Origin of the sequence: Rhizobium leguminosarum (assembly GCF_002953715.1) — a bacterium.
GTDB lineage: Bacteria > Pseudomonadota > Alphaproteobacteria > Rhizobiales > Rhizobiaceae > Rhizobium > Rhizobium leguminosarum_V.
Map to the genome: position 1 here is coordinate 1,285,122 of NZ_CP025012.1, position 22,422 is coordinate 1,307,543.

The following is a 22,422-nucleotide window of genomic DNA, read 5'->3' on the forward strand; positions in this document are numbered from 1 at the left end:
TGACTTGAATTGTCGGCGCCAAACCGTTGAAATATGATGAGTCGCCGTTGGATCGAGCCGCGAGGTCGCGTAGCAGTATGACGTTGGACAAGAGCCCCGATGCCTTTCGCACCATCAGCGAAGTCGCAGACGATCTTGATCTGCCGCAGCATGTGCTGCGCTTCTGGGAGACGCGTTTTCCCCAGATAAAGCCGATGAAGCGCGGCGGTGGCCGTCGCTACTACCGGCCGGAGGATGTGGATCTCCTCAAGGGCATCCGGCATTTGCTCTATGATCACGGCTATACGATCAAGGGTGTGCAGAAGCTTCTGAAGACTAACGGCAACAAGTTCGTCATATCAGTCGGTCATGGCGACCTTGCCAGCGTCGAGGCGCTTGCGTCGGGCGTGCAGGACACGGGTGCCGGGGAACCGCGCGTCGGCATGGCCGACGAAGACCAGATTGTCGGCCGGGCCAAGCCGCCGATCACCCGCCGGTTCTTCAATTTCGTCGCTGGAGACGATGAGCAGGAAGTCTCGATCGGCAAGTCGAGCGTTGGCAAGGAAGACAGGGCACTGCTGCAGGAGGCGCTCTACGACCTCCTGGAATGCAAGCGTCTGCTCGATCAGGTGCGCTAGCGCATCGGCCCGAAATCGGAATCGATTTTCGGAAAGCACGATTTGAGGATTGAAAGTGTTACAGCGTCCTTTGCGCGTCTGAAAAGACGCGCGGCGCTGTAACAGGGAACTCAGGCTTCGGTAAGCCGCTTCATCGCCTGTTCGAGTTCGCTAAGTTGGAAGGGTTTTTGCAGCACGGGCAACGTGCTTGGGCTGCTGCCATCGGGTGCAGTCCCGTATCCCGTCGCGTAGAGATAGGGTTTGCCACGTTCGTCGAGCAGCTTTGCGACCGGCAGCGAACTTTGCCCGGCAAGTGAGACGTCGAGTATGGCAGCGTCGAACTCCGTATCCCTGGCGGTTGCCAGCGCCCGTGCCAGATCAGGCGCGCTGGCGCAGACCCGGTAACCCAGATCGGCAAGCATGTCCTCGAGCAGCATGGCAATCAGCACGTCGTCTTCGACGATGAATATGTCTTTCATGATCCCGTCCACCCATTTCCCCTTGCCGGGCATGGAGATTTATGTGGACTGCTTGCACGGCTCGTCAAGACGTCGTGCCCGGTACTGCAAGAAACAGCATATTGCCCGGTGAAAATTGATGTGCAAAAGCTGGGATGCCGTCTCCGCAACGGCGACTGCATAATTCCTTAAATCGGAATCGATCTACGGGTAAAATTATGCAGCAATCCAAAGTGTTACAGCGTCCTTTGTGCGTCTGAAAAAAACGCGCGGCGCTGTAAGAAGGGGTGTCGAATGGATTTGCTGAGTGCCACGGATTGGCTGCGTCACAGGCCGGGTTTTACCTATCCGCTGGCTGTTGCCTTCGTTGGCCTGACCTTTCTTCTGAGACTTGCCGCCAGCGACACTCTCTCCGGATTTCCCTTCCTCAGCTTCCTTCCGGCGATATTGCTCGCGAGTTTCATAGGCGGGGCCGGGCCGGGCCTCGTCGCCGCCATTCTTGCCGCTTTCATCGTTCAGCAGTTTTTCGTCGAGCCGCACAACATCTTCTGGCCGGTCAGCGCCGGCCAATGGGTCGGTCTTTCCACATATCTCATCAATGCCGCAATCATCGTCGGCCTGATGGAGATGATCATAATCGCGCATGAGCGGCAGAGCCGCCTTCGCAGCGAGCTCAACAGCTTCAACACGCGCCTCGAAGAGACGATGGTGCAGCGCACTTCCGAGCTCAGGCACGAGATGGAAGAGAATGCCGCCGCTCAAGCGCAGGTCCGCCAGTTGCAGAAAATGGAGACGATCGGCCAGCTGACCGGCGGCGTCGCTCATGACTTCAACAACATGTTGGCGATCATCATCGGCAACCTCGACCTCGCCCAGCGGCGCCTGAGCGGCAGCGAGGATCCCCGCCTGCTATACTCCATCCAAAATGCCAAAGACGGCGCGCAAAGGGCGGCGGTGCTGACCGCGCGTCTTCTCGCTTTCTCGCGCCAACAGCCGCTCGCCCCGGAGGTGATCGACCTTAACAAGCTGGTCGGCGGCATGTCAGAGCTATTGCGGCGCACGCTCGGCGAGCAGATCCGGATCGAGACCGTGCTTGCCGGCGGTCTGTGGCCGAGCTTTGCCGATTTGAGCCAGTTCGAGAATGCCATCCTGAACCTCGCCGTCAACGCCCGCGACGCTATGCCGGGCGGCGGAAATCTGACGATCGAGACCGCCAATACCGAACTCGACGAGCGATATTCGCGCATGCATTCGGAGGTCGAGGCAGGCCAATATGTGATGGTCAGCATCACTGACACTGGCACTGGCATGTCGCCGGACGTGATCGATCGCGCCTTCGACCCCTTCTATACGACCAAGGGACCGGGCAAAGGCACCGGCCTCGGCCTCAGCCAGGTTTACGGCTACATCAAGCAGAGCGGCGGCCACATCAAGATCTATTCAGAGATCGACAGGGGCACGACGGTGAAGATCTATCTTCCCCGTCATGTCGGCGTAGCTGACGCACGCTCGGGCGCAGCTGGCACCCAGCCGATACCTCAGGGCAGCGTCAATGATACGATCCTGGTGGTGGAAGATGATGAGCATGTCCGCACCATGACGGCCGAAAGCCTGCATGAACTCGGTTACACCGTATTGCAGGCGGCAAGCGGCATAGAGGCGCTTCTGCTCCTCGAAGAGAATCCGGCAGTCGACTTGATCTTCACCGATATCGTCATGCCGCAGATGAGCGGACGCCAGCTTGCCGATATCGTCCAGGAAAAATGGCCGACGATCCGGATCCTCTACACCACGGGTTACACCCGCAATGCCATCGTCCACAATGGTGTGCTCGATCACGGCGTTTCCCTGCTCGCCAAGCCCTTCAGCCTGGAGCAGCTCGCTCATAAGATCCGCGAACTTTTGAATGTACCGGCGAGGGTGGGAGACGAGCGGACGTGAAGCCGGAACACGACCGCACGTCCACAATTCCCGATCGCGTTATTCCAGGACCTGGATGATGCGGTGGGTCTTGGGCTCGATGATCACGCGCCGCTCATTGACGACGGTATAGCCGTAGCCGTCCATGTCAGGCACGGTGTGCACTTCGACGGTATCGGGCAGCGTCGTGCCGACCACGATATCGCCGTCATAGACGACGGACGGTGTGTTTTGCTCCATCACATAGGTGCGCACTTCGCCGGGCAATACGACGGAGCCGGTCGGTGCGGGATCTGTGACGATGACGGTGCTCTGCGCGAAGGCGGCAGAGCTGATGGTCAGTATGGCGGCCGCAGCCAGCATGGTCTTGCGCATGGGATGTTCTCCTTTTCCTACCCGAGACATCAGGGCAACGCTGGCAATACGGCATAGTTCCCCACGGGCTTTTCGCCCCAGCCGAAGACAGGCGCAGTCAGAGCAATTAAGTTGTTACTAAATCAATTTCCGCATCATACGGTTGAGTTGTCCGAATAGCGTTCAGTGCGAATTCGTCCAGCGACATCAGGAAGCTGGTTCTTTACTCTTCGTTAACCATGTTGGCGATTTATGTCAGATGAACGGCCGGGTGGTCGTTGATTCGAAGGTCCGTCGCGTTTCGGTTTGCGAATGGATATCTGAAAAGGCGATTGCGGCGGCTCGAGACATGCGCTTGCGGAAGACGATATCGCTGGTGGCCGTAGCGGGCATGATGGCCGGCTGCACATCGACGGGCGGCGTGCGCCAGCCTTCCGGGCCGGAAGCCGTGGCGCCTGAAAAAGCGCTGGTCCTGCCGCCGCCGGGCGGTCCGTCGATCGTCAGTGTTGTCGAGCGCAAGCGTGGAAACGGCGTCGAGCAGACGATCTCTCTGTTTACGTCATCCTCCGTGCCCGGTCAGAATTTCCTGAAGGTCCAGTTCTTCGGCGCTTCCGGGGCTAATCCCGGCACCGGCAATGCGGGCTTCAGCATGATCAACGAGAGCGGCATTGCCCGAGAGGTGGCTCGTTCGGCCCCTGGCGTGCCGATGGCGACGTCGGCGACCTTCCTGCAGAACGCCTATGGCCCCTTCGGTTACGCCTCCGGCCACAGCCGTGGCGGCGACACCTGCATCTATGCCTGGCAGCAGATCCGCTCGAGTACTGCTGCCAATACCCAGGCGCGCAATTTCGGCATGATCCAGCTGCGCCTGCGTCTTTGCGATGCGAGGGCCAGCGAGCGCCAGCTGCTCGGCATCGTCTATGGCTATACCATATCAGGCACCTTCGACGGCGCGGTCTGGAACCCTTACGGCAACCCGCCTCCTGCCGATGGTGCGCTCGGGCGCACCGGCGAGCCGATCTATCCCGACGAGGGCGGTTATCGCGCCAGCCCGATGCCGATCGGCTACGAACCGGCGCCGGCTATTGTCACCCGGCCGCGCGCCGCCGTTCGCAGCGCTTCGACCGCGCAACCGGCTCAAGGTGTGGCAGCGGTGCCGGCGCCCATCGGCCCGCGCGTGCCGCTGCCGGGGGCGCCACTGACGAGCGCAAGGCCGGATGCGGCCGCTGCGCCAATCGAACAATCGGTAAGGGCGATCGGCGTCACCGTGCCTTCGCCGGACTGCATAGGCGACGCGGCCATGACGGCCGCCTGCCGGAGATAGAGCATGATGCCGAAAAGTGTGAGCGGTTTTCGGACGACATCATGCTCTAACTCTTTAATTTAGAACCGGATTCAGATTTTGGGCCGACCCGGCCCCAAAATCATCCTGTTCTAGTGAGCATGCCCGCGGGCACCAATTGGTGCCCCGGTTGAGCAATTTCGAAGGAACGTCAATGCGCAAAGCCCGCAGTGTCATCATATGGGCCGTAGTTTCGCTCTGCATGATCGTGCTGATCACGCTGCCGGTCAACCTGCAGACCCAGCTCATCACCAGCATCACTGTCGTGACCGTCATGGCGCTGATCAAGGTGCTGAAGGGCGAGGGGACGTGGCGCCTGGTGGCGCTCGCCTTCGGTACATCGATCGTGCTGCGCTATGTCTACTGGCGCACCACCAATACGCTGCCGCCTCTGAACCAGCCTGAGAATTTCATTCCCGGCCTGCTGCTCTATCTTGCCGAAATGTATAGCGTTGCGATGCTGGCGCTCAGCCTCTTCATCGTCGCGACGCCGCTGCCGTCGCGCCCCTCGCGTGCCGCCAAGAATGAGCGTTTCCCTCATGTCGACGTCTTCGTGCCATCCTACAACGAGGATGCCGGCCTGCTGGGAAACACGCTGGCCGCCGCCAAGGCCATGGATTATCCGGCCGACAAGCTGCATGTTTGGCTGCTCGACGACGGCGCCACCATGCAGAAGCGCAATTCCGGCAAGCTGCTCGAAGCCCAGGCTGCTGCTGCCCGCCATATCGAGCTGAAGCAGCTCTGCGACGATCTCGACGTCAACTACCTCACGCGCGACCGCAACGAGCATGCCAAGGCCGGCAATCTCAACAACGGCATGAAACATTCGACCGGCGAACTCATCGCCGTCTTCGATGCCGACCACGCGCCGGCCCGCGATTTCCTGCTCGAGACCGTCGGTTACTTCGAAGACGATCCGAAGCTTTTCCTTGTCCAGACCCCGCACTTCTTCATCAATCCCGATCCGCTGGAGCGTAACCTGCGCACCTTCGACAAGATGCCGAGCGAGAACGAGATGTTCTACGGCATCATCCAGCGCGGCCTCGATAAGTGGAACGCCGCCTTCTTCTGTGGCTCGGCCGCGGTTCTGAGCCGCAGGGCGCTCGAATCCCAGAACGGCTTCAGCGGCATCAGCATTACCGAGGATTGCGAGACGGCGCTGGCGCTCCATGGCAGCGGCTGGAACAGCATCTATGTCGACAAGCCGCTGATCGCCGGCCTGCAGCCGGCCACCTTTGCAAGCTTCATCGGCCAGCGCAGCCGCTGGGCGCAGGGCATGATGCAGATCCTGCGCTTCCGCTTCCCGCTTCTAAAACGCGGCCTGACGATCCCGCAGCGCTTCTGCTACATGTCCTCCACGCTTTTCTGGCTCTTCCCGTTCCCGCGCACGATCTTCCTGTTTGCGCCGCTCTTCTACCTGTTCTTCGATCTGGAAATCTTCACCGCGTCCGGCGGCGAGTTCCTTGCCTATACGCTTGCCTATATGCTCGTGAACCTGATGATGCAGAACTACCTCTACGGGTCCTTCCGCTGGCCCTGGATTTCCGAGCTCTACGAATATGTCCAGACCGTGCATCTGCTGCCGGCTGTTGTCTCCGTCATGCTCAATCCGAGGAAGCCGACTTTCAAGGTCACCGCCAAGGACGAATCGATCGCCGTCAGCCGTCTGTCGGAGATCAGCCGGCCGTTCTTCGTCATCTTTGCGGTGCAGATCGTCGCGCTCGTCATCACCATCTACAAGATCTATGCCGAGCCCTATAAGGCCGACGTCACGCTCGTTGTCGGCGGCTGGAATGTCATCAACCTGATCATGGCCGGCTGCGCACTTGGTGTCGTGTCGGAGCGCGGCGAGCGCGCCTCGTCCCGCCGCGTCCGCGTCAACCGGCGTTGCGAATTCGGCGCCAACGGCAAGTGGTACACGGCCTCGATCGAAGACGTTTCCGTCCACGGCGCAAGGCTTCACATCTTCAACAAGCATCTCGACGAGATGCTGGTCGGCGCCGTCGGCGAAATCCGCTTCCGGCCCTATAGCGGCGCGGATCTGGAAACCCTGCCGCTCATCGTCCGCAACATCGAGCCGTCGGGCGACATCAGCAATGTCGGCTGCCAGTACGTGCCGAAAAGCGCGCTCGACCATCGCCTCATCGCCGATCTGATGTTTGCCAATTCCGATCAATGGACTCAGTTCCAGGCCTCGCGCCGCCACAATCCGGGCCTGATCCGCGGCACCATCTGGTTTCTCGGCATGTCGTTCTATCAGACGAGCCGAGGCCTCGTTTACTTCTTCCGCAGCATGCGGCCGGAGCGGGAGGCCCAGCAGCAGGCGGCAAAGGTCAACGCCGGATGAGAAGGATCGTCGCCGCCTCGCTTCTCCTGCTGAATGCCTCCGCCTTCGCCCAGGCGCAGACGGCGCCCTTCGACATGTCCGGCGAGCGGCCGCCCGGTGCGTCCGTTACCCCGAGATTGACGCCGCCCACGCCGCCCGCAGCCATTGCGCCGGTTCCCGTCACGCCTCCCGTTTCCGTCATACCCGCACCTGCAAACCCGGCTGCTCCTGCTCCCGTTCCTCCGCCGATCGCCGCCCAGCCGCAGCCGGTTGTGCCCGCGCCCCAGCCAGCCGCGGTGGCAAACCCCGTTGCGCCGCCGCGCCCAGGCGATGTCCGTCGCTTTGTCGTACCCTTTTCCAAACTCGGCCTCGGCGGTGAACACGACCGCCGGTCATGGTCGGTCTATCTGACGCCGGAGCAGGCGGCGGCCAAGGCAAGCTTCACTTTCGCCTACCAGAATTCGATCGTCGTTGCGCCTGAGGCCTCGGCGCTGACCGTCTATCTCAATAACCGCCCGATCGGCCAGCAGCGCGTCGGCTCGCCGGATGGCCCGTCGACCGTCACCTTCGAGGTTCCGCCCGGTCTGCTGCAGCCCGGCGCCAACCTCGTCACCTTCGAAGCCGATCAGCGCCACCGCACCGATTGCAGCATCCAATCGACCTATGAGCTGTGGTCGAACATCGATCCGGCCGGAACCTATCTGAGCTTTGCCGGCAGGGATGCAGCCCAGCTAGCGAGCGCCGACGCAATCCGCGCCATCGGCGTCGACGGTGCCGGCAAGACGGAGTTCGATATCGTTGTCCCGGCGCTGGAGCAGCCGGGAACCACCAAGCCGCTGCTACGGCTGGCGCAGGGCCTGTCGGTGCTGAGCAGCATGCCGAACCAGATCTTTGCCTTCAGCACCGCTTCGCTTCCGGCCGCCGGGCCTGGCAAGCTCAGCGTGCTCGTCGGCACCGCAGCGGAGCTGCGGCCGCTCTTTCCTGGCCTGCCGCCCGGCGCCGAAAGTGCGGCACTCGCGGCTTTCGTCACCGATCCGCGCAGCGGCTCGCCGGTCCTTCTGATCAGCGGCCCTTCCTGGCAAGCGGTCTCTTCGGCGATCGATACCATCGTCTCACCGACAGACCGGTCCTCGGATGTCCGCCGCGACGTGCTGACCACCGAGCGCTGGAGCGCACCGAACGCGCCGCTGGTCTTTTCCGATACGAACATCGCCCTGTCTCAGCTCGGTGTGAAGACCACCGAATTCTCCGGTCGGCGGTTGCGTACGAGCTTCAATATTGCCGTGCCGGCCGATTTTTATGCCAATGCCTATGGCGAGGCGAAGGTGCTGCTCGACGCCGCCTATACCGATAACGTGCTGCCCGGCAGCCACATCGATATCTACATCAATGACAACATCGCCTCCACCGTGCCGATCACCACGACATCAGGCGGCATTCTCCGTCATCTGCCGATCCGCGTGACGATGCGGCACTTCAAGCCCGGCCTCAATTCGGTGGCGATCGAAGCGATCCTGATGACCAAGGACGATGCCGTCTGCGCGCCGGGCTCGACCGCCGGCGCGACCCCGCGCTTTGCCCTGTTCGATACGTCCGAGCTGGAGATTCCGGATTTTGCCCGCGTCGGTCAGCGTCCGAATCTGGCCGCAATGGCCGGCACCGCCTATCCCTATGGTCGGGCCACGGAGCCGACACCGCTCTTCATTGACCGGGTCGACGCCGACACGCTTTCGGCCGCCGCCACGCTGCTCGGCCAGATGGCGATCACGGCCGGCCATCCGATCGCCGTCGAAACGGTCGCCTCGCCGAATACGATCGGCGATCGTGATGCCATCTTCATCGGCTCCATCTCGCAGATGCCGACAACCGCACTGTCGCAGACCAACATCTCCACGGCGAGCCAAGCCTCGTGGCGTTCGGTGGTGGATACGCAGGTGGGCGTCGTCGATACCGGTACGGCCTTCGAGGAATGGAATTCCAGGGTCAGCGGTGGTGTCTTGCGCAGCCGGATCACGGCTTTCCGCGAGTGGCTGTCACGCAATTTCGATATCTCCCGCAGTTCGCTGCAATTCGTGCCCGGCGCCGACGAGATCTTTACCCCGCCCAACGCCACCACGCTCCTGGTTGCGCAAGGCTGCAGCCCCACAGGAGCCGGTGCCTGGACGGTGGTGACGGCGCCGTCGGCGAAGGATTTGCGCGAAGGGCTCGAGGCTTTGACCGAGCAGTTGAACTGGCCGCAGATATCAGGCCATATCACCACCTATTCGAGCAAAACAGGCAAGATCGACACGGTGCCCGTCACCCGCTTCGATTTCGTGCCGTCCACTCCCTGGTCGATCGCCAATTACCGCCTGATCGCCGCCAACTGGCTGTCGACGAATATCCTCTCCTATGCCTTCCTGCTGGTCGTCTTCCTGTTGCTGATCGGCATCACTACGTCGAGCATGCTCAAAAGGCTGGGCCGGTCCAAATGAGGCGGTGGCGCGCGCTCCTGCTGGCGGCAACGGTCGCGCTCGCCCCTGCGGGACCGCCCGCGGCCGCGCAGCAGGCGATGATCAATGCCGGCGCATGGTCCGCCTACAAGGCAAAGTTTCTCGATGCGACCGGCCGCATCGTCGATAACGGCAACGGCAATATCAGCCACAGCGAAGGGCAGGGCTATGGCATGCTGCTCGCCTATCTCTCGGCAAGCCCCGCCGATTTCGAACAGATCTGGTATTTTACCCGCACCGAGCTGCTGCTGCGCGACGATGGCCTGGCCGTCTGGAAATGGGATCCGAACGTCAAGCCGCATGTCACCGACACCAACAATGCCTCGGATGGCGACATGCTGATCGCCTATGCGCTGGCGCTTGCCGGCGTGGCGTGGAAACGCAACGACTATATCCTCGCCGCCTCCCGCATGGCGCAGGCGCTGCTTGCCGAAACCGTCGTGCACTCGGCCGGCCGGACGCTCCTGTTGCCGGGGAGTGAGGGTTTTGCCGCCACCGACCGTGACGACGGTCCCGTCGTCAACCCGTCCTATTGGATTTACGAGGCTATTCCGGTGATGGCGGCGCTCGCTCCGTCGGATGCCTGGCAAAAACTGTCGGACGATGGCGTGACGCTGTTGAAGACGATGCAATTCGGCCCGCGTAAGCTTCCCGCCGAATGGATCAGTCTCGGCGGCCAACCGCAGCCGGCGCTGGGTTTCGACGCCGAGTTTGCCTATAACGCCATCCGCATCCCGCTCTATCTCGTTCGCGGCGGCGTCACCGACAAGGGGCTGCTGACCCACCTGCGCGAGGGGATGTCGCAAGACGGCGTTCCCGCCACCATCGATCTGACCACCGGCCAGCCGAAGGCCGTGTTGCCGGACCCGGGTTATCGAATTGTTAACGATGTTGTGGCCTGTGTAGTCGATGGGACCAAGCTGCCGGGCTCGGCCCTGCAATTTGCGCCCGTACTCTATTATCCGTCCACGCTTCAGCTGCTGGGCCTGGCCTATATCGGGGAGAAGCATCCGGAGTGTCTGTGAAGTCTTCTCTCGTGGCGATTTCAGCAGCAGTCGTGGTGGCGACCCTCGTCACCGGACTGAAGGATCGTGCCGCTCTGCAGGAAAGATTCGGCCTTGGATCTGCCGGCAGGCCGGCGCCGGAACTGATGATGATGGGCCGCATCAGGCCGACCGATGCTTCCGCCGGCAATCCCGAATTCAATGCGCAGTTGGTGGCCGACAAGATCGAGGCGATCACCTCTTCGCCGCCGTCGGCACCTGATACACCCGAGCCGAATGCCGCAGCACAGCAGCCCGCAGGCTCCCCGCCCGTAGCATCGCAACCGGCAGCACCTCAGACGGCCGTCCAGCCGGCGCCGGTCACGCCCTCCATCGTTTCCGAGCCACAGGCTCCACAACAGGCCGCCGCGGCGCCGCAGCCTGCCGTCGATGAAAGTGCGCTTCGTTATTTCGCCAGCCGCGGCGACAAGGTGCGCCTGCAAGCCGAAATCTCCCGCCTTCAGGCGCTCTACCCCAACTGGGTTCCGCCGGCCGATCCGCTCGCCGTGCCGCAGAATGGCGACAAACAGCTCGAGGCCATGTGGCAACTCTATTCCGATGGCCGCTATGCGGAGCTGCGCAAGGCGGTCGCCGACCGCCAGGCAGCCGATGCCGGATGGCAGCCGCCGGCCGATCTGCTCGACCGGCTCGACGTCGCCGAGGCCCGTGCCCGGCTCGTCAATGCGTCGGACCTCAAGCAATATGCGACGGTCGTCGATACCGCTGCAGCAACACCGAGCCTGCTCACCTGCAGCGAGGTCGATGTTCTCTGGCGCGTCGCCGAAGCCTTCATCCAGACGGAGAGGGCGCAGCGCGGCCAGGACGCCTACACTTATATCCTGAAGAACTGCACCAATCCCGCCGAGCGGCAGGCGACGGTCGAAAAGGCCTCGACGCTGCTTGCCTACCAGCCGATGCAGGCACTGCTCACGCTGGAGAGGCCCGCTGCCGACGGCAGCAAGGAATTCGATGCGATCCGCGATAACCTCGCCCGACGCTTCATGGCCGAGGGCAATGACGATCCGAAGCTTGTTGTCGCGCCCGATTATGTCGCCCGCCTCGAAAAACTCGCCGAGACTGAGGGGCTTGCCTCCGATGCGCTGCTGCTCGGCTGGTACCAGCTTCGCCGCAACAACGATGCCGATGCCGAGAAGTGGTTCCGCGCCGCCCGCGCCAAGCAAGATTCGGCGGCCGCTTCGCAGGGGCTGGCGCTGGCGCTGATCGCCCGCAAGGCGCCTGAGGAAGCCGAGGACGTGATGTTCCGTTGGCGCGCCGATTCCGAGGATGCGACATCAACCTATCTCGCCGCCACCGCCAACCTGATGGCGTTGCAGCCGCCGGCCGATCTGGCCGAAGACGTGCTGCATCGCATTGCCGCCGAGGTCATCGCTCGGAAATACGTGCCGACGGCGCAGCAGTTCGGCTGGTATGCCCGCTCCCTCAACCAGTTCCAGACCGCTGCACGGTGGTTCGAGACGGCGCTTGCCTGGAAACCCGATGACGAGCCGTCTGCCTATGGCCTTGTCATCACCCGCGAGCAGCTGAGCGACCGCAAGGGCGTGCTCGACCTCCAGCGCGCCTGGGCCGGTCGGTCCACCCGGATCACCAATCTCGAAGACACGTCCTCCCTGATACCGAATGCGGTCGCGCCGGAGAAGGGCGCGCTTGCCGCACAGCAACCGGCTCAATCGACGCAGCGTCCCCCGACCGAGCCACTTCCGGCCGAGCGCCGCGTCACCCTGCAGCCGGGGTCGGAAGTGGTCGTTCGCGCGGCGAGGCCGGCGATGGAGACGGTGACCGTTCCGCGTGGTCCGCGCCAGACGCGCGGCTGCTCGACGACAATCGATGCGGGGCAGCTTGAGCCGGCCGACGCGCTGTCGCGTGGCTGGTGCCTGATGGATATCAACCGGCCGATGGAGGCGATCTCGGCCTTCGAAGCGGCATTGCGAAGCCCGGCCCGCAAGGTCCGCGAAGACGCAGCCTACGGCCAGAGCCTAGCTTATCTCCGCGCCGGCCTCTCCGGCAATGCCGCCGTCGCAGCCACCAAGGCACCGCAAAACCGCCAGCGTGCCGCCGAGCTTCAGGTGGCGATCCTCGCCGACCGTGCGCTTTCGGCCTTCGACGCCGGTCGTTACCGCGAAACCCTCATCTATCTCGATCAGCGCGCCCAGCTGCAGCAGGAACGCATCGACCTGATGGTTCTGCGCGGCTACTGCTACCTCAATCTCAAAATGTACGGCGATGCGAGCCGCATCTTCGAAGCCGCTGCCGCGACTGGCAGCCGCGATGCTGCCCGCGGTCTGGCCGACGTTAGAAACGTCACGCATCCCGACGTCAATGACTGACGTTGACGCCGCCGCCGCTCTCCGTTACTCGCCTGCGTAGCTTCAAAATGCCCCAGCGTCCTTTGCGCGTCTTCAAAGACGAGCGGCGCGCTGTGGACCCGCAAGGAAACGCCCGTGCCCGCTCTCCATGACATCCTCGACAGGTCCTATGACGCCTTCCTCTTCGATATGGATGGAACGCTGCTGAATTCCATTGCCGTCGTCGAACGCGTCTGGAGTGATTGGGCAAGACGCCACGGTTTCGAGCCGGAGGTCTTCCTGAAGACGATCCATGGCATCCGCGCCTCCGACGTTATCCGCGGGCTCGGCCTGGCCGGCGTCGATCCGGCCCACGAGGCGGATCTGCTGCTCGCCGAGGAAATGGAGGATGTCTCCGGCATCGTCGAGATCCCAGGCGCCGTCCGCTTCCTCTCCGCCATCGCCGAGGGCAGATGGGCAATCGTCACTTCGGCGCCGATCGAGCTCGCCAGGCGCCGCATGGCCGCCGCCGGCATCCCGATGCCGAAGGTCATCGTCAGCGGCCAAGAGGTCAAATCAGGCAAGCCCAGCCCCGAAGGTTATCTGCTCGGCGCAAGCCGCCTCGGCGTCGATCCGAAAAAATGCCTGGTCTTCGAAGATGCCGTCGCCGGCATTCTCGCTGGTGAGGCCGCCGGCGCCGGCGTTACCGTCATCACCGAAACCCACGCCACACCCTTCGAAACTCCGCATTTTTCGATCGCCAACTACCAGGCATGGCAGCCCCGCCAGACCGCCGAAGGCCGGCTGAAGCTCGCCGCGATCTGACCATTCCGGCAAACCGCTTCCTTTTTGTTGGAGGCGAGGTTTTTCCGCTTGCATTGCACGCGCTGAAAAACTAAACGAAGCAAGCCGTTTCGGCAGGTCGGGGCGTAGCGCAGCCCGGTAGCGCACTTGACTGGGGGTCAAGGGGTCGCTGGTTCGAGTCCAGTCGCCCCGACCATTTATCCCCTTGAAATCCCAGTCAGCATGTCACCTTCTTCGCCCCGTTGGCGGCGGAAAACGGAACGAGACATCGGCAGAAATGCTGAAACGGGAGCCGAAAACCCGGAAAAGTCCCGAACGAAAATGTCAATTGGTCGTGTTGCAGGCGAGCTGTGGCGCCGCCATTGCAAACGGCGGCGGGCCTTCGACCGCCTTCAGTGCGGTTTCTGAGCGATCGCGATCATCGATTTTGCCAGCAGCGGAATCCTCCCGACATATTCGAAGTCGACGCCTTCGAAGCCTGTTTCGACGAGCAGCGTGCTGAGCGTTTCGGGAGACCAGAATTTGATATGGCCATGGTCCTTGAGAGGCATAAAATGGTCATCCATCTTTCCGCTCACGGCCAGAGCCAGATTTTTCCAGTAGCCGTGGAAAGGCGTCGATACGACCGCGATGCCGCCGGGCTTCACAAGATCGTAAATGGTCGTCGAGAAGGCCTTGGGATCATAGACATGCTCCACCACCTCAAGGCTGATGACCGCATCGAAGGTTCCATACCGGCTGGAAAGATCTTCGTAACCGGAACCGATTTCCAGCGAAAGATCAGGGTGGGCCGTTCTCGCCTTCGCGATGCCGTCCTGGGAGGGATCGACACCGACGACGTCATAGCCTTTTTTTGCAAGCACGGCGGCAGCGCCGCCGGTGCCACAACCGAGGTCGAAGACTGCCGTTTCATTCGCCTCCTGAAAACTGTTCTCGAGAACATCGACAACGGCCGGCAAAATATAGGAATGGGCGGTCGCCGGCTTGGCGTGTACATAGGTAGTCGCGTCTAGTTCGATAGACATTTTACCTCCTGAAAATCTGAAGATGTGAGCCGCCACCGCAATGGTAGGGCGGACTTTGACGGGAGTGTGGTGTCGTTGTGGTATTAAGGTGATTAAAGCCGAAGGCGTTCGCCGCCGCTAAGGTGTTAACGGCGGCTAAGGGAGCGCCCGCCGTTTGGCTGTACCGACTGCGCGCCACATCCTCCAGCGCGCCCGACGCCTGCCCCATCGAGATCCCGAAGCTGATTGACAGGCTGCCAAGAAGATGCTGAAAACAGGCCGCATTCGAGTTTTCCGCATTCTCGTGCTCCAAGGGGCATCTGCATCGGCTCCGTTCGCTTCGACCATTTAAAATAAATAACGCGATGAAATACTCTTTGCGAGTGCATCGCAAATAAATCCTTTAGTTCTTTTTGGTACTCCCTCGGTTGGAGAGGCGGTATTTGTTGCCTTTTGTTAAGGCTATACCCAGTTTTGAAGTTAACAACCCAATTTTGGATTGAGAAAAATCTGAAACCTCTTCGCATTCTCGCAAATATGTGTAGATTAACATTATCCCTGTCACAGATAGCCTAGTCGAGCGCATGGCGGATATGAAGCACAATCTAACTTGCAGGCAAAGCCTCGCCAGCGCGTTCCAGGCTCTGTCCGACGAGGCCGTCAAAGCCGGCTGGTCGGAAGGCGATGTCGCCCTCGCGCTTGCCGAACTCGCCGAGGAGCGGGTGATTGAGATTACCGCAAAGGTAATTATGGAAGGCTCCATCCATCCCCAGCTGGTCGCCGCCGGCGGCCGTAACAGCTAACCGCTCTTACACCAGCAATCCTGCCGTTTTCGCTGCCGTGATGAAGGAAGTCTGTGCTACGCGCGGGCTGCACAATCCGTCGAGCGCATCCAGGCAGTGCTGGCGCGCAACGCGATAATCGCGTCCACGCTTGCTCGGCCACCGTTTCAGATATTCGACGGCCTCCCAGACGGTGGAAACGATCAGGCTGCTGTTTGGAGAAACCACCCGGACGGGGGAGGGAAAGTATTTTTCACTCACATCTGCACTCATTGATTCCTGCTACAAAACGCGGCCACAACGCGCGGGACAAAATTTTGTTCCAAATTTTGTTCCATAGGAATTTGCGCAGTTGCTAAAGTTCGACCCCTCGCGCATAATGACTTTATGACGGTTGCGGAGGGCGGCCGGCGATCCAAGCGTGGATGCGTTTGCCCTCGGAGGATTGCGGCATGATGTTACGGTCATCAATTCATCCGCATGATCTGCCGTTATTTTCGGAAGATCTCGATCTGCTTTCGCAAGTGCTCGACAAGGTCTGCGACGAACGCGGTCTCGTCAAAACGACGCCGGAGGCCGAGCGGATTGGTGCGGTCATCATTCAGCTCTACAGGCAGGGCGTGAAGGACGGCGGCAAACTCGCCGATCTTGCAAAAACCTATCTTTAACGATCAGTTCTGCTCGATCGAGACACCGTTCTTACCGATGCTCATCTCGATCCCCTGCGGCTTGCTTTCCTCATGGAAGATATAGGCGCCGAGGCCGATGACGGCGACGACAAGAACGCCGATGATGACGTAGAGACCATTGCTGCGGTTCAAGAGACTGCCCCCGATATGTTATAGGCCCCGATATGTTATGGGACAGCAAAACGCTCGGGCGACCGATTGGTTCCGTCAGTCGTCGTTGGCGGCGTTGAGGTTTTCCGGCCGGATGCCGTCATCGCTGGAGGTGCGTGCGCGTAACCGGATGCCGGGACCGCCTTCGTCCTGATTGCCGCTCGACAGGAAGATGATGCCGTTCGCCTCGAGCGTGCTACGCACATCGAACAGCGCGTGCGGCTCGCCCGCGAATTCGCCGTTTTCCAGCGCTCTCACCGTCTCGACCGGCAGGCCGCTGGCGGCGGCGAGCTCTTCGATGCTCATTCCGATCATGGCGCGCGCGCCGCGTATCTGCGTTGCTGTTATCATGGTGGAAAATCTAGCGCATTTCCAGCGCTTCTCAAGTGGCGGCGTTGTACGTTGACCGGTTTCGTGACCACGGCGCGCGCTTTTCAAACTTCCCTCAATTTTACACCAAATAGATCGTCATGCATGCGCTCGACCGCGATCCCCATTCCTCCCATCAGGGCGGCGCGGTTCCCAAAGCGGCTGATCTCGATGCGCGGCGGATAAGGCGTACAACGCGGCAGGAAACCGCGGATGGCGTTTACGAGTTCCGGTCTTGCGCCGATGCTGCCACCGGTGATTACCAGTTCAGGATCGAGTGCCGCTCCGATCGCAGCAATGGCGACTGCGATCAGCCTTGCCGTCTCTTCGATTGCGGCCACGGCGCTTGTTTCTCCCGCATTAAACGCGGCGAAGAGATCGGTCACGGTGGATGCGTTGCGCCCGCCGAAACCGACATAGCGGCGCAACATCGCGACGCTGCCGACCGCACTCTCAAAGGTTCCAAGCGTAAATCCGCCAGGATCAAAAGCATCTCCGCCGATCGGAAGATAGGCGATTTCGCCGGCCGCCCCACGCGCGCCGCGCAACAGGGTTCCGTTGGCGATGATGCCCATGCCGACGCCCGTGCCGAGAGCAACGAAAGCAAAATTGCTGGTTTCGACACCGTGTCCCCGCCATCTCTCCCCTTGCGCCGCCAGGTTGACGTCATTTTCAACGATCACGGGTAGCCCCATCCTGTCGCTGAAGACTTGCCGCAGATTTATTGCGTCGATGCCGGGGATACTTGGCGCTACGTTGATATGTCCGGTGGCCGGATCGAGCACACCGGGACTGCCTAGAACGACGAGACGGAGTTTGTCGGCAGTCGTCCCGGCCGCAAACGCGAGTTCCACGATAAGATCGCTGAACTGATTGACGAGATGCATTCCGCCACGCGGGTCGGTGGATACTTTGGTTTCAGCAACCACGTTCCCTAACAGATCGCAAATAGCCGCAGCAATCTTGGTGCTCCCGAGATCGATAGAGACGGCCAGTCCCGCCCTGGCATTGATTTCATAGGTAATCGCATTCCGGCCCGGACGACCATCAGTCTGCCCGACTGGTTTCAGCCATCCGTCATCCTCAAGATCGCGCACGACATCGGAAATCGTCTGCTTTGACAAGCCTGTTAGCTTGGCAATATCGGCGCGAGAGATCGACCCGTTCGCGAACACGGTTCGGATGACGGCATTGGTTGAAATTTTTCGTGCGATCGGCGTCTGTGCGACAGAAGATGTCATTGCCATCCGGCTAGCTCAGTCCAATTAGTTCGGAGCACATACTTAATGGGGTCATATTGAGTTCACAACTACCGCGACTAACTAGAATTCAATACATCGAAGACGACAATTTGTCTATGTCCTTGACAAATGGGAAGCCAGCTGTAGGCTTGGAAATAACGTGCGATGAAAATGCGCGATGAAATAAAGAGGGTCGAGTAGAAGTATGCGCCATACGTATCGTCTGGTTAGCCGTGCGCCCGTCAAGATCGCCCGAAGAAGAATTAGGCTAGGCTTAGCTAGCTCTTTCCTCTTTCGCGTTCCGCCGACTCCTTAAACCTGGCTGCCGAGGATTTGCTCATGATGAAGCCCTCGACTGATGGACAGCTTTCCGCCGAGCAACCTGTTTTACTGCCGATTATGGCACCGCGCCTTCAGGCGGACATTCATCCAGATGGACACGCTGATCTTGCCTTGTGCGGGGCAGGGAGTCTGGGGCGTGTGAGATTTTCGCCAATCAACGGTTCTCATACCTATGAGATGGGGCCTTGCCGTGCCTCGGAGAAACCAGGAAGTACTTCAACCCAATGCCTGATCAATCCGCATAGCAAAGGCGACCGAGCCATCGCGCTCGAATTCGGAAAAGCCAAGGTGACGGTAGAAACCCTTGGCGCGTTCGTTGTTTGGGTCGACCCCGAGATGCACGGCTCCGACCCCGTGATTCCGAAGCGCTTGAAGCTCCGTGCCGATCATCCTGCGTCCCCAACCGCTTGCCTGAAGTCCGGGAAGGATGTTGATGTGAAGATGCGCCGGGTACTGGTCTTGAAGCCACGCGGCTCCGCTGCGCGGATTTTGAATTCGTTCCATCACGTCGGCGTCGCGCGGACGGGTGGGTGCCAGTCCCACAATCTGCTGGCGGACGAACGGCCACCAGTTTGTGTGCAAGTCTCTGTCGAACCCGCCGGTGTCCGGTACCCCTACAACGTAGCCGACCGGCCGGCCGTCCTGAACGAGAACAAAGGCAAAGTCGTTGGCGAACTTGAGGTAGGGTACCGACCAGATGTAGCCGGGCAGATGCGGGTCGCTATAAAGCGTGCTGGCATCATGACCGCCATTCGCGGTTTTCAGGCAGATGTCGAAAAAGGCGTCGATATCCGCTTCAATCGCGGGGCGGATGAAGCAGCTGGTGTCCATCACTTTGCCACCTCCTGCGTGGCGCTTTGTCATTTTAGGTCGCGAGAGGAGCGGATGCATTGACGATTACCTCAGATTCGCCAGCCAGGCAAAGCTCTGGGGGAAGAAAACGTTCGGCCGGTGCTTGGCGCAAGGCCTGAGCGGAGAGTGGAGAATAAACCAGATGAGGTGGAGCAGATGAAAAGAACTGTAAAATCGATCAGCACACTGCCGGCATACGGATTGAAAGCAGCTGTCGCGCTTGCTGGCGCGGCGCTTTTGAGTTTCGGCCTTTCGGCAGCCGCGTGCGCTGACGACCTGGCCGTGTGGGATGACCAAACCTATGAAGGCCAGAGTGCTGTTATAGAGCAGCTTAACAAGGAGTTCGAAGCTGCGCATCCCGGCGTCACAATCAAACGCACCGCCCGCACCTTTGATGACATGAAGTTGACGCTGAAGCTTGCTGTTTCGGCAGGTGATGGCCCTGTCATCACGAAGGTCAACCAAGGTGCCGGTGACATGGGGGCTATGGTCAAGGAAGGATTGCTCCTGCCGGTCGACGACTACATCAAACAATATGGCTGGGATAAGCTCCAGTCGGATTCCGTGCTTGCTCGAGACCGCTGGGAGGATGGAAAATTTGGGGTCGGCAAGACCTACGGCATATCCGGCCTCGGCGAGATCGTTGGCCTCTTCTACAATAAAAAGATCCTCGCCGATGCAGGAGTAGCGCTGCCGCAAACCTTCGAGGAGTTTCTCGCCGATCTCGACAAGTTGAAGGAAAAGGGCGTCCCACCCTTCATGATGGGCTCGGCAAAGCAGCATCTGGCCCTGCACATGATCGGCGCCATCGACCAAGCGCATATCGACGCGAGCAATCGCGCCGAACTTGACGATCTGATCTACGGCCGGGGCGGCTCCTGGAGCACCAAGGGGAACATCGAATCCGCCAAACTCGTGCAGCAGTGGGCACAGGGCGGTTATTTTTTCCCCGGTTACGAAGGTATCTCGGGTGACGACGCCGTCCAGCTTTTCATTTCCGGGCAGGGCGCGTTCCTTATCTCCGGGACCTGGTATTTCGGTGACATGCAACATAATCCGGATATCGGCTTCATGGCCATTCCCGCCCCGAAAGGTATTTCCAAGCCCCTGAGTGTCGGAGGCGTGGATCTTGCCTGGGCGATAACGAGCCTTGCCAAAACCAAGCCAACACAGGACCTGGCCGGCGCATATATCGACTATATGGTCTCAGAGAAGGCTGCGGAAACCTGGGCCAATGCTGGCTATCTCCCGGCAACTTCGCTCGCCGCTGACGCGAAGCCAAAGCTCACGCCGCTCCTCAGCTCCGGCATCGAAATGTGGAAGACACTCAACGCGAACGACGCTCTCGGCCATTACCCCGATTGGTCGAGCCCAACGATGCTGAAGACAATAGACGACAACACGCCGCTTCTTCTGTCCGGCAATATCACGCCCGAAGCCTTTGTCGATGCCATGGACAAGGATTATCAGGCGTACCTGAAGGATAAGAAATAAAGATTGGCGCTGGCCACGACCGTCCCCTGCGGTCGTGGCCTGAGTCTCGTCGATCCAATAAATGAGCACTGCGATCGGCTTGCTGCGCGATGATCACAGCTTGGCTTTATGGAGTACTGGATGAAACGCTCCGCACTTGATGGCTCGCAACATACCAATTTTATCTATTTATTGCCTGGATTGCTGTTCTATGCGGCTTTTGTCTTTGGACCGATCCTCGCGGCTTTGGGTTTGAGCCTGACCAGCTGGGACGGCTTGAGCATGCCCAAGTGGGTTGGTTTGGGCAATTACGCCGATCTCTTTTCTGACAGTCGTTTTTATATTGCCTTGCGTAACAATGCCGAGCTTATGATCTTCTACTGTGTCCTGCCGCTCGTGCTCGGAATAGCTCTTGCTGCCTGCGTCTGGAATCTGAAGCAACGCGAACAACTCGCCCTGCGCACCTTCTTGTTCCTGCCTTATATCATGCCGACTGCCGTGTTGGGCATCATCTGGGCATGGCTCTACAATCCTGCATTTGGCCCGTTCAATCAGTTTCTGAGAGCAGTAGGGTTGGGCGCCTTCGCACTCCCGTGGCTGGGAGATTTCAATTTTGTCCTTCCCGCGGTCGGGATCGTTGCCACTTGGTATTTCTTCGGTTTTTGCATGGTCATCTTCCTCACAGGAATTCAGCGCATCGACCCGTCTCTTTTCGATGCTGCCAAGGTCGATGGCGCTTCGGCGCGCAAAACCTTTTTCTGGATAACGCTGCCGCTTCTATTGCCTGAGATAAGAGTGGTTTTGCTTCTGACGGTCATAGCGTCGATCAAAAGCTTCGACCTGATTTTTACAATGACCCGGGGGGGACCCGCCAACGCTACGCTCGTGCCGAATATCTACATGTATCAGCTCGGCTTCGAGCTTAATCGGTTCGGCGCCGCAGCGGCCATCGCCATTGTCGGCGCGATACTCACATTCGTAATCAACTATGCAATTCACCGATTTGTAGGATCGCAGCATAAAGGATTGGCTTGATGAGCCGTTCATTAAACATTTCCACCGGTCCGCTATTCCTCCGCATTGTCCTCTGGCTTCTTGCTTTCATCACGATCATCCCCTTCCTGCTCCTGCTTCTAACCTCGATAAAGAGCAAGGCTGACGTTCTGCAGGGTGCATTCGCGTTGCCGGCATACCCACATTTCGAAAATTACGTCGATGCTTGGAATGCCGGACATTTCAACATTTACTTTTGGAATTCGATCATCGTTGTCATACCCGTCGTTGCTGCAAGCGTCTTTTTAGGCCTGCTGACCGGTTTTGCCTTCGCATACCTGTCATTTCCGCTGCGGCGTACGCTGTTCGCTATCCTGACGCTCGGCATGATGGTGCCGGCGGAAGCCTTCATCATCCCGCTTTATTATGAAATGCGGTATCTTGGGCTGATCAATACCTATGCGGCTCTGATTGTGCCGCAGATCGCCATGTCGATCCCATTCTCGACGATCTTCCTCGCCAGCGCGATGCAGCAACTGCCGGAAGAAGTTCTCGAAGCGGCGGTTCTCGATGGCGCCGGACGCTTCTATATCCTGCGCAAGATCGTTATCCCGCTCATGGTGCCGGCAATGTCGACACTGGCGCTGTTTCTGTTCATATGGACCTGGAACGAGTTTCTCATTCCGTTCATTCTGGTCAATGACGACGCTTATCGGACGCTGCCCCTCGGCATGCTGTTTTTCCAAGGGCGTTATACCGTCAATACGCCGGTTCTGACCGCCGGCGCGGTGATCGTCATTTTCCCGCTCATCGTGACTTATCTGGTTTTCCAGCGGCGGTTCATTGCCGGCCTGACGGCAGGAGCGACGAAATAGACAGCCGATGCGGT

General features: G+C 60.1%; 21 protein-coding genes and 1 tRNA gene. 14 read left to right on the forward strand and 8 right to left on the reverse strand.

Annotated elements, in window-relative coordinates; translation table 11 throughout:
- The first annotated feature begins 77 nt into the window (after positions 1 to 77).
- Positions 78 to 617, forward strand: coding sequence for a MerR family transcriptional regulator (locus CUJ84_RS06575; RefSeq protein ID WP_003558354.1), 540 nt, complete (start codon positions 78 to 80; stop codon positions 615 to 617).
- A 110-nt stretch (positions 618 to 727) separates the two neighbouring features.
- Here the strand turns inward: CUJ84_RS06575 and CUJ84_RS06580 are convergent, their stop codons facing one another.
- Positions 728 to 1,075 carry a response regulator gene (locus CUJ84_RS06580; RefSeq protein WP_027685197.1) on the reverse strand — a complete coding sequence of 116 codons (348 nt, stop codon included), beginning with the start codon at positions 1,073 to 1,075 and terminating at the stop codon, positions 728 to 730.
- Positions 1,076 to 1,348: 273 nt separating this feature from the next.
- On the opposite strand from CUJ84_RS06580, the gene CUJ84_RS06585 reads away from it, so the two are divergent.
- A complete protein-coding gene (locus CUJ84_RS06585) occupies positions 1,349 to 2,995 on the forward strand; it encodes an ATP-binding protein (protein ID WP_105005638.1) in 1,647 nt (548 codons plus the stop codon).
- Positions 2,996 to 3,034: 39 nt separating this feature from the next.
- Here the strand turns inward: CUJ84_RS06585 and CUJ84_RS06590 are convergent, their stop codons facing one another.
- Entirely contained in the window at positions 3,035 to 3,349 is a 315-nt protein-coding gene (locus CUJ84_RS06590) for a DUF1236 domain-containing protein (protein WP_105005639.1), read from the reverse strand.
- A 328-nt stretch (positions 3,350 to 3,677) separates the two neighbouring features.
- On the opposite strand from CUJ84_RS06590, the gene bcsN reads away from it, so the two are divergent.
- The 7 genes from bcsN (at position 3,678) to CUJ84_RS06625 (ending at position 13,834) form a co-directional block, all read left to right on the forward strand.
- The gene (bcsN, locus tag CUJ84_RS06595) at positions 3,678 to 4,652 is read left to right on the forward strand and encodes a cellulose biosynthesis protein BcsN (RefSeq protein ID WP_105008107.1); all 975 of its coding nucleotides are present in this window, start codon (positions 3,678 to 3,680) and stop codon (positions 4,650 to 4,652) included.
- Positions 4,653 to 4,824: 172 nt separating this feature from the next.
- Positions 4,825 to 7,017, forward strand: coding sequence for a UDP-forming cellulose synthase catalytic subunit (gene bcsA / locus CUJ84_RS06600; protein WP_105005640.1), 2,193 nt, complete (start codon positions 4,825 to 4,827; stop codon positions 7,015 to 7,017).
- Positions 7,014 to 9,470 carry a cellulose biosynthesis cyclic di-GMP-binding regulatory protein BcsB gene (locus tag CUJ84_RS06605; RefSeq protein ID WP_105005641.1) on the forward strand — a complete coding sequence of 819 codons (2,457 nt, stop codon included), beginning with the start codon at positions 7,014 to 7,016 and terminating at the stop codon, positions 9,468 to 9,470. Before bcsA ends, CUJ84_RS06605 begins: the two co-directional genes overlap by 4 nt.
- Entirely contained in the window at positions 9,467 to 10,513 is a 1,047-nt protein-coding gene (locus tag CUJ84_RS06610; RefSeq protein WP_105005642.1) for a glycosyl hydrolase family 8, read from the forward strand. Before CUJ84_RS06605 ends, CUJ84_RS06610 begins: the two co-directional genes overlap by 4 nt.
- Positions 10,510 to 12,876: a cellulose synthase gene (locus CUJ84_RS06615; RefSeq protein ID WP_105005643.1), complete on the forward strand. Its 2,367-nt coding sequence runs from the start codon at positions 10,510 to 10,512 to the stop codon at positions 12,874 to 12,876. Before CUJ84_RS06610 ends, CUJ84_RS06615 begins: the two co-directional genes overlap by 4 nt.
- 114 nt (positions 12,877 to 12,990) lie before the next feature.
- Positions 12,991 to 13,659: an HAD family hydrolase gene (locus CUJ84_RS06620; RefSeq protein WP_105005644.1), complete on the forward strand. Its 669-nt coding sequence runs from the start codon at positions 12,991 to 12,993 to the stop codon at positions 13,657 to 13,659.
- Between the two features lie 98 nt (positions 13,660 to 13,757).
- A tRNA-Pro gene (locus CUJ84_RS06625) sits at positions 13,758 to 13,834 on the forward strand.
- A gap of 196 nt (positions 13,835 to 14,030) precedes the next feature.
- On the opposite strand, the gene CUJ84_RS06630 is transcribed toward CUJ84_RS06625, so the two are convergent.
- Positions 14,031 to 14,663 carry a class I SAM-dependent methyltransferase gene (locus tag CUJ84_RS06630; protein WP_027685189.1) on the reverse strand — a complete coding sequence of 211 codons (633 nt, stop codon included), beginning with the start codon at positions 14,661 to 14,663 and terminating at the stop codon, positions 14,031 to 14,033.
- Between the two features lie 563 nt (positions 14,664 to 15,226).
- Here CUJ84_RS06630 and CUJ84_RS06635 point away from each other — a divergent pair.
- Complete coding sequence (locus CUJ84_RS06635) at positions 15,227 to 15,445, forward strand: hypothetical protein (RefSeq protein WP_105005645.1); 219 nt, start codon at positions 15,227 to 15,229, stop codon at positions 15,443 to 15,445.
- 6 nt (positions 15,446 to 15,451) lie between these two features.
- On the opposite strand, the gene CUJ84_RS06640 is transcribed toward CUJ84_RS06635, so the two are convergent.
- On the reverse strand, positions 15,452 to 15,697 hold the full coding sequence (locus tag CUJ84_RS06640; protein WP_199788782.1) for a DUF982 domain-containing protein: 246 nt from the start codon (positions 15,695 to 15,697) through the stop codon (positions 15,452 to 15,454).
- A 179-nt stretch (positions 15,698 to 15,876) separates the two neighbouring features.
- Between CUJ84_RS06640 and CUJ84_RS06645 the strand changes: the two genes are divergently transcribed.
- Complete coding sequence (locus CUJ84_RS06645; protein WP_018069423.1) at positions 15,877 to 16,092, forward strand: hypothetical protein; 216 nt, start codon at positions 15,877 to 15,879, stop codon at positions 16,090 to 16,092.
- A gap of 3 nt (positions 16,093 to 16,095) precedes the next feature.
- Here CUJ84_RS06645 and CUJ84_RS38255 read toward each other — a convergent pair whose 3' ends face one another.
- From CUJ84_RS38255 to CUJ84_RS06660, 4 genes are all read right to left on the reverse strand, one after another.
- The gene (locus tag CUJ84_RS38255) at positions 16,096 to 16,245 is read right to left on the reverse strand and encodes a hypothetical protein (RefSeq protein WP_012756918.1); all 150 of its coding nucleotides are present in this window, start codon (positions 16,243 to 16,245) and stop codon (positions 16,096 to 16,098) included.
- 75 nt (positions 16,246 to 16,320) lie between these two features.
- The gene (locus tag CUJ84_RS06650) at positions 16,321 to 16,614 is read right to left on the reverse strand and encodes a helix-turn-helix domain-containing protein (protein ID WP_018483592.1); all 294 of its coding nucleotides are present in this window, start codon (positions 16,612 to 16,614) and stop codon (positions 16,321 to 16,323) included.
- 83 nt (positions 16,615 to 16,697) lie between these two features.
- The gene (locus tag CUJ84_RS06655) at positions 16,698 to 17,879 is read right to left on the reverse strand and encodes an ROK family transcriptional regulator (RefSeq protein WP_105005646.1); all 1,182 of its coding nucleotides are present in this window, start codon (positions 17,877 to 17,879) and stop codon (positions 16,698 to 16,700) included.
- 552 nt (positions 17,880 to 18,431) lie between these two features.
- Complete coding sequence (locus tag CUJ84_RS06660) at positions 18,432 to 19,046, reverse strand: GNAT family N-acetyltransferase (RefSeq protein ID WP_105005647.1); 615 nt, start codon at positions 19,044 to 19,046, stop codon at positions 18,432 to 18,434.
- A gap of 177 nt (positions 19,047 to 19,223) precedes the next feature.
- Here CUJ84_RS06660 and CUJ84_RS06665 point away from each other — a divergent pair, with 177 nt between their 5' ends.
- The 3 genes from CUJ84_RS06665 to CUJ84_RS06675 all read left to right on the forward strand — a co-directional run bounded on the left by CUJ84_RS06665 (position 19,224) and on the right by CUJ84_RS06675 (position 22,408).
- Positions 19,224 to 20,561, forward strand: coding sequence for an extracellular solute-binding protein (locus tag CUJ84_RS06665; protein ID WP_105005648.1), 1,338 nt, complete (start codon positions 19,224 to 19,226; stop codon positions 20,559 to 20,561).
- A 120-nt stretch (positions 20,562 to 20,681) separates the two neighbouring features.
- Positions 20,682 to 21,575: a carbohydrate ABC transporter permease gene (locus CUJ84_RS06670; RefSeq protein WP_026230847.1), complete on the forward strand. Its 894-nt coding sequence runs from the start codon at positions 20,682 to 20,684 to the stop codon at positions 21,573 to 21,575.
- On the forward strand, positions 21,575 to 22,408 hold the full coding sequence (locus CUJ84_RS06675; protein WP_105005649.1) for a carbohydrate ABC transporter permease: 834 nt from the start codon (positions 21,575 to 21,577) through the stop codon (positions 22,406 to 22,408). Before CUJ84_RS06670 ends, CUJ84_RS06675 begins: the two co-directional genes overlap by 1 nt.
- The last annotated feature ends 14 nt before the right edge of the window (positions 22,409 to 22,422 follow it).

Coding starts and splice junctions, on each gene's coding strand:
- CUJ84_RS06575 (WP_003558354.1), top strand. CDS start 78: ATGACGTTGGACAAGAGCCCCGATGCCTTTCGCACCATCAGCGAAGTC.
- CUJ84_RS06580 (WP_027685197.1), bottom strand. CDS start 1,075: ATGAAAGACATATTCATCGTCGAAGACGACGTGCTGATTGCCATGCTG.
- CUJ84_RS06585 (WP_105005638.1), top strand. CDS start 1,349: ATGGATTTGCTGAGTGCCACGGATTGGCTGCGTCACAGGCCGGGTTTT.
- CUJ84_RS06590 (WP_105005639.1), bottom strand. CDS start 3,349: ATGCGCAAGACCATGCTGGCTGCGGCCGCCATACTGACCATCAGCTCT.
- bcsN (WP_105008107.1), top strand. CDS start 3,678: ATGCGCTTGCGGAAGACGATATCGCTGGTGGCCGTAGCGGGCATGATG.
- bcsA (WP_105005640.1), top strand. CDS start 4,825: ATGCGCAAAGCCCGCAGTGTCATCATATGGGCCGTAGTTTCGCTCTGC.
- CUJ84_RS06605 (WP_105005641.1), top strand. CDS start 7,014: ATGAGAAGGATCGTCGCCGCCTCGCTTCTCCTGCTGAATGCCTCCGCC.
- CUJ84_RS06610 (WP_105005642.1), top strand. CDS start 9,467: ATGAGGCGGTGGCGCGCGCTCCTGCTGGCGGCAACGGTCGCGCTCGCC.
- CUJ84_RS06630 (WP_027685189.1), bottom strand. CDS start 14,663: ATGTCTATCGAACTAGACGCGACTACCTATGTACACGCCAAGCCGGCG.
- CUJ84_RS06635 (WP_105005645.1), top strand. CDS start 15,227: ATGGCGGATATGAAGCACAATCTAACTTGCAGGCAAAGCCTCGCCAGC.
- CUJ84_RS06640 (WP_199788782.1), bottom strand. CDS start 15,697: ATGAGTGCAGATGTGAGTGAAAAATACTTTCCCTCCCCCGTCCGGGTG.
- CUJ84_RS06645 (WP_018069423.1), top strand. CDS start 15,877: ATGATGTTACGGTCATCAATTCATCCGCATGATCTGCCGTTATTTTCG.
- CUJ84_RS06650 (WP_018483592.1), bottom strand. CDS start 16,614: ATGATAACAGCAACGCAGATACGCGGCGCGCGCGCCATGATCGGAATG.
- CUJ84_RS06655 (WP_105005646.1), bottom strand. CDS start 17,879: ATGGCAATGACATCTTCTGTCGCACAGACGCCGATCGCACGAAAAATT.
- CUJ84_RS06660 (WP_105005647.1), bottom strand. CDS start 19,046: ATGGACACCAGCTGCTTCATCCGCCCCGCGATTGAAGCGGATATCGAC.
- CUJ84_RS06665 (WP_105005648.1), top strand. CDS start 19,224: ATGAAAAGAACTGTAAAATCGATCAGCACACTGCCGGCATACGGATTG.
- CUJ84_RS06670 (WP_026230847.1), top strand. CDS start 20,682: ATGAAACGCTCCGCACTTGATGGCTCGCAACATACCAATTTTATCTAT.
- CUJ84_RS06675 (WP_105005649.1), top strand. CDS start 21,575: ATGAGCCGTTCATTAAACATTTCCACCGGTCCGCTATTCCTCCGCATT.